The 5,629-nt window shown below is 63.4% G+C and carries 6 protein-coding genes; all 6 read left to right on the plus strand.

The annotated features are described in order from the left end of the window. Positions 1-503: LysR substrate-binding domain-containing protein (locus tag HP547_RS26880; protein WP_256676452.1), on the plus strand; the 503-nt coding region annotated here is incomplete at its 5' end. Positions 504-601: 98 nt separating this feature from the next. After that, on the plus strand, positions 602-1,543 hold the full coding sequence (locus HP547_RS26885) for a hydroxymethylglutaryl-CoA lyase (protein WP_172288450.1): 942 nt from the start codon (positions 602-604) through the stop codon (positions 1,541-1,543). A gap of 24 nt (positions 1,544-1,567) precedes the next feature. Beyond that, positions 1,568-2,758 (plus strand): CaiB/BaiF CoA-transferase family protein, encoded by a 1,191-nt coding sequence (locus HP547_RS26890; RefSeq protein ID WP_172288452.1) that lies wholly within the window; start codon positions 1,568-1,570, stop codon positions 2,756-2,758. 12 nt (positions 2,759-2,770) lie between these two features. After that, positions 2,771-3,295 (plus strand): gamma carbonic anhydrase family protein, encoded by a 525-nt coding sequence (locus HP547_RS26895; protein WP_172288454.1) that lies wholly within the window; start codon positions 2,771-2,773, stop codon positions 3,293-3,295. Between the two features lie 67 nt (positions 3,296-3,362). Continuing rightward, complete coding sequence (locus HP547_RS26900; RefSeq protein WP_172288456.1) at positions 3,363-4,679, plus strand: MFS transporter; 1,317 nt, start codon at positions 3,363-3,365, stop codon at positions 4,677-4,679. A 44-nt stretch (positions 4,680-4,723) separates the two neighbouring features. Beyond that, a partial coding sequence (locus HP547_RS26905; protein WP_172288458.1) for an OprD family outer membrane porin occupies positions 4,724-5,629 on the plus strand: 906 nt, incomplete at its 3' end.

Genomic DNA, 5,629 nt, shown 5'->3' on the forward strand with positions numbered 1-5,629 from the left:
GAGGCGTGGCCGAAGGCAACGCAGACCTGGGCATCTGTCGCAAATCCATGGCAACCGGCGACCTGGAGTTCGTGCCCTACCGGCAGGACCACCTGGCCGTGGTGGTCGGTGCGGACCACCCCTTGGCTACTCGCCAGCAGCTTGCCTTCGAAGAAACACTGGCGTACGAGCACTTGGGTCTGTCGACCTTCGCCACCCTGAACACCTTCATGCGCAAAAGCGCCGAACAGGCCGGCGGGGAGCTGCGCTTCCGCTCCTACGTATCGTCGTTCGACGCGGCATACCGCCTGGTGCAATTCGGCCTGGGCCTGGCCGTATTCCCGCAAGAGGCTGTGGGCCGGTATGCGACGTTGTTCGACCTGAAGGTGATTCCGCTGACCGACGACTGGGCGCTGGGCGAGTTCGTCATCTGCATGCGCGACCGGCACGCATTGTCCCTGTCGGCGCGGCGCCTGCTTGACCACTTGCTGCTGCGCGCACCGGCCTGGCAGGCGCCTGGCTGATCCATCGTGGCTGGCGATGGATCAGCCCGTGAAACACGTCTTTTCTGCTTGGCACCCAGCTTTTAGTCTGGCGCAACGCTTCAGACAGAGAGACCGTGATGACAACAATAACAATCAACGAAGTCGGCCTGCGTGATGGCTTGCAGAGCTTGCAAACGATTATGCCGACCGCTGCCAAACGCCGCTGGATCGACGCCGCCTACGCTGCCGGCGTGCGCCATATGGAAGTCGCCTCGTTCGTGCCGGCACGCCTGCTGCCGCAAATGGCCGACGCGCGCGAAGTGGTGGCCCACGCCCTCACATACCCCGATCTGCAAGTCACTGTGCTGGCGCCGAACCTGCGTGGCGCCAGGGACGCATTGGAATCGGGTGCGCAGCGCATCGTTGCGCCGGTGTCGGTGAGCATGGCCCACAGCCTGGCCAATGTGCGCCGCACACCCATGGAAATGGTCGAAGAACTGGGCCGCATGTGCCAACTGCGTTCCGAAATGGGCCTGCACGATGTGCAGCTAGTGGCTGGCATGTCGGTAGCCTTTGGTTGCACCCGCCAGGGTGAAGTGCCCTTGGCCGACCTCTGCGCGCTGACCCGCCAGGTCATCGAGGCGGGTTGTGACCTGGTCTCCCTGGGCGACACCACCGGCTACGCCAACCCCGGCCAGGTGGCAACCGTACTGCAGGCGGTGCGGGCAATTGCCGGCGAGCGGCTGAAGGCGGCGCACTTCCACGATACCCGCGGCCTGGCCCTCGCCAACAGCCTGGTGGCGGTGCAGCAGGGTATCGGCGAGCTGGATGCCTCGCTGGCCGGGCTGGGTGGCTGCCCGTTCGCCCCGGGCGCATCCGGCAACACCGTTACCGAGGACCTGGTGTTCATGCTGCAAAGCATGGGCTACGACACTGGCATCGACCTGCCTGCGCTGATCGCTTCGCGCCAGGTACTGACTGAAGCGCTGCCGGGCGAGCCTCTCTACGGGTGTATTGCCCGCGCCGGTTTGCCGCTTGGCTTTGCCCACCCTTCGCCGCACACCGAACAGCACGCCTGACCTGCCTGAACGAGGAGCACCACGATGTCCAGACTTCCCTTGGACGGCATCCGTGTCGTCGAAATTTCACACATGGTCATGGGCCCGACCTGCGGCATGATTCTCGGTGACCTGGGTGCCGAAGTGATCAAGATCGAACCGGTGCGCGGTGACGGCACGCGCCGCTTGCTGGGTGCGGGGGCGGGTTTTTTTCGTACCTTCAACCGCAACAAGCAGTGCATCGCCGTCGATGTCGAAACCCCCGAGGGCCGCGAGGCGGTCCTGCAGCTGATCGACACCGCCGACGTGTTCATCGAAAACTTCAAGCCCGGCCGGATGCACAAGCTGGGGTTCGGCTACCCCGCGCTGCGTCAGCGCAACCCCCGGCTGATCTATGCATCGCACAAGGGCTTCCTCAGCGGGCCCTACGACAACCGCCTGGCGCTGGACGAGGTGGTGCAGATGATGGCGGGCCTGGCTTACATGACCGGGCCAGTGGGCCGCCCGTTGCGTGCGGGCAGCTCGGTCAACGACATCATGGGCGGCATGTTCGGGGCCATTGGCGTGCTGGCGGCGCTCAATGAGCGCCACACCACCGGCAGTGGCCGCGAAGTGCAAAGCGCCCTGTACGAGAACTGCGTACTGCTGGCAGCCCAGCACATGCAGCAGTACGTGGTCACCGGCGAGGCGGCAGCGCCGATGCCCAACCGCATCAGTGCCTGGGCCATCTATGACGTGTTCACCTTCGCCGGCGGCGAGCAGATGTTCGTGGCGGCTACCGGTGAAGGGCAGTGGCGGGCGTTGTGCCAGGTACTGGGGCAGGCAGCTTTGCTCGATGACCCGACGCTGGCCAGCAACAACGACCGCGTGTTGCAGCGGCCACGTCTGCTGGCGCACCTGGCCGAAGTGTTCACGCTACTCGACGCAGGGCAACTGGCGCTGCAACTGGAAGCCAACGGCATTCCCTTCGCGCCGATTCGCCGGCCTGAAGAACTGTTCGATGACCCGCACCTGCAGCAGAGTGGCGGCATGGCCGAGCTTCAGCTCGAAGACGGCAGCCACACACCGATGCCGTTGCTGCCACTGTCGCTGGACGGCCAGCGCCTGCAGCCACGCCGGGCGATTGCACGGATTGGCGAGCATACACGCAAGGTGATGCGTGAGCTGGGCTACAGCGATGCGCACATTGCCGAGCTTTGCGCGGCGGGCGTACTGAAAACCGACGACGCAGCCTGAGGACGAGTTGAAATGGCGATCTATCAATACGACACCCGCACGCCCAACCTTCACCCGGAAACCTTCGTTGCCGAAGATGCCACGGTGATCGGCGACGTTACGCTCGAACAAGGCGTCAGTGTATGGCCGCAGGCCGTGCTGCGCGGGGACAATGAACCCATCCATATCGGCCAGCACAGCAACGTACAGGAAGGTGCGGTGCTGCATGCCGACCCTGGCTTTGCGCTCACCGTCGGGCGCGGCGTGACTATCGGGCACCAGGCCATGCTGCATGGCTGCACTATCGGTGACGGCGCGCTGATCGGCATTCAGGCGGTGGTGCTCAATGGCGCGGTCATCGGTAACAACTGCCTGGTCGGTGCCGGCGCTATCGTCACCGAGGGCAAGGTGTTCCCTGACAATTCACTGATCCTCGGGGCGCCGGCCAAAGTGGTGCGCGAGCTGACGCCAGAAGCCATCGCCAGCATGCAGCGCAATGCCGCCGAGTATGTCGGCAAAGGCCAGGCGTTCAAGGAGAAGCTGGTCCGAATCCGCTGAAAACCCTGCAGGCGGCGCCCCCGGAGGTGCTGCTGCTCTCCAATAATTACAACAATGGAGATCCACCATGGTTGCCATGACCGGCGAACTCGCGCGTGAGCGCAACGACAGCCACATCGACGAATTGCTGCTGTACCGCCGCGTGGCCTGGCGCATCATGCCGCTGGCCATCATCTGCTTCCTGTTCTCGTACTTCGACCGCATCAACATCAGTTTCGCCAAGGCTCAGATGCAGCAGGAACTGGGCTTGAGCGATGCCGCCTACGGCCTGGCAGCGAGCATGTTCTTCGTCGGCTACGTGCTGTTCGAAGTGCCCAGCAGCTTTGGCCTGAAGCGCTACGGAGCACCGGCGTGGATCTGCCGGATCATGGTGTCGTGGGGCCTGGCCACGGCTGCGCTGGTGTTCGCCTATACCCAGTACACGCTGTACTTCCTGCGGTTTCTGATCGGCGTGATGGAGGCCGGATTCGGCCCGGCGATCCTGTTCTACCTGGCGTGCTGGTTTCCCCGCAAACACCTGGCAAAAATGAATGGCCTGTGGTTCCTGGCGGTGCCGTTGGCCGGGGCTGTCGGTGGGCCTGCAGCGGGCTTCCTGCTGGGCACCATGGACGGCGTGCTGGGCCTGGCCGGCTGGCACTGGTTGTTCCTGATGTCCGGCCTGCCGTGCGTGGTGCTGGGCGTACTGGTGCTGTGGAAGCTGGACCGTGATATCGAATCGGCGAAGTGGCTGAGCCGCGAAGAAAAGGACCTGCTGGTACAGAATCTGGCCGAGGACAAACGCACTGCAAAGCCGATTCTCGGCTCGCTGTGGCGGGTGTTGCTGACCCGTGAAGTGGCGATCATGGCGTTCATCTACTACGTGGTCAAAACCGCCTCCTATGGGCTGAATTTCTGGATGCCGCACCTGATCAAGTCTTCGGGTGTGCAGGACATGCTCTGGGTTGGCGTGCTGTCGGCACTGCCCTACGCAGTAGCCTGCGTCGGCATGGTGCTGCTCACCCGCCGCTCCGACCGCACCGGCGAGCGCAAGCGCTACCTGGTGTACTGCCTGCTGGCAGCGGCAGCGGGTTATCTGCTGGCATGCCTGTTTTCCGGTTCGTCCGTGGCGATGATGGCCGCACTGGTGCTGGCTACTGCTGGCACGTTCATCGCCATCCCGATCTTCTGGACCATTCCGCAATCGACCTTCTCGGGGCTGGCGATTGCCACCGGCACTGCGGCAATCAACTCGGTCGGGCAACTGAGCGGCATTGTCGCGCCGGTGATGGTGGGCAAGATCAATGACCTTACCGGCAGCACCTACATGGGCATGCTGTCGATCGCGCCGCTGATCCTGATCGCCTGCCTGGTGGTGATGCGCTACGTGCGCAACCCCAGAAGCTGAGTGGCGCTGAGTCTTCGAACAACAACAAGAAAAAGGCACATCCCATGATCGTTATTTCCCGGCGGGCATCGCTGATGCTCGCGGCGCTTTGCTGCACCTGCCAAACCGTCCACGCTGCGTTCATGGGGGACGGCAGCGGCAGCCTGGAACTGCGCAACTTCTATTTCGACCGCGACTTTCACGCCGACAGCGCCGCGCAATCCCGGCGTGGTGAATGGGCCCAGGGCTTGATGCTGCGCTTGCAGTCGGGTTACACCGAAGGCGTGGTCGGCTTCGGCCTGGATGCAGCGGGCATGCTCGGGGTAAAGCTGGATTCGTCGCCCGACCGTAGCGGCACCGGATTGCTGCCCAGGGGCAGTGACAGGCGCGCTGCAGACGAATACGCCAAAGCCGTCGCCACTTTCAAAGCCCGGTTGGCGCATACAGAGCTGAAGGTCGGCGGCCTGAGCCCGCAGTTGCCGTTACTGGCGTCCAATAACAGCCGATTGTTTCCCCAGTGGTTCAACGGTGCGCAACTGGTGAGCAAGGACCTGGACCGGTTCACATTCACCTTTCTGCAGGTGGATGGCACCAAGCTTCGCGACTCCACTGACTATGAGGACCTGACTGCAATGGCACAGCAGGGCGCCTATTCGGCAACCGTTACCAGTGATCGGCTGTACTACGCCGGGGTCGATTATCAACCCCTGGCGAATCTGACCCTGAGCGTGCATACCAGTGAACTTGAAGATCTGTTCCACCGTGATTTCGCCGGATTGCGGTTCAAGACCGGCCTGGGGCCTGGCGAGGTTTTCACCGAATGGCGATGGTTCGATGCGCGCGATCAGGGCCGGGCGCTGCTGGGTGAGGTCGACAACCAGACCCTCAGCACCAACTTCGGCTACAGCGTCCGCGGGCACACGTTGAGTGGGGGGTATCAGAAAGGCCGTGGCGATACGGCGTATGCCTAC

Source organism: Pseudomonas sp. CM27 (genome assembly GCF_013179515.1).
Taxonomy (GTDB): Bacteria; Pseudomonadota; Gammaproteobacteria; order Pseudomonadales; family Pseudomonadaceae; genus Aquipseudomonas.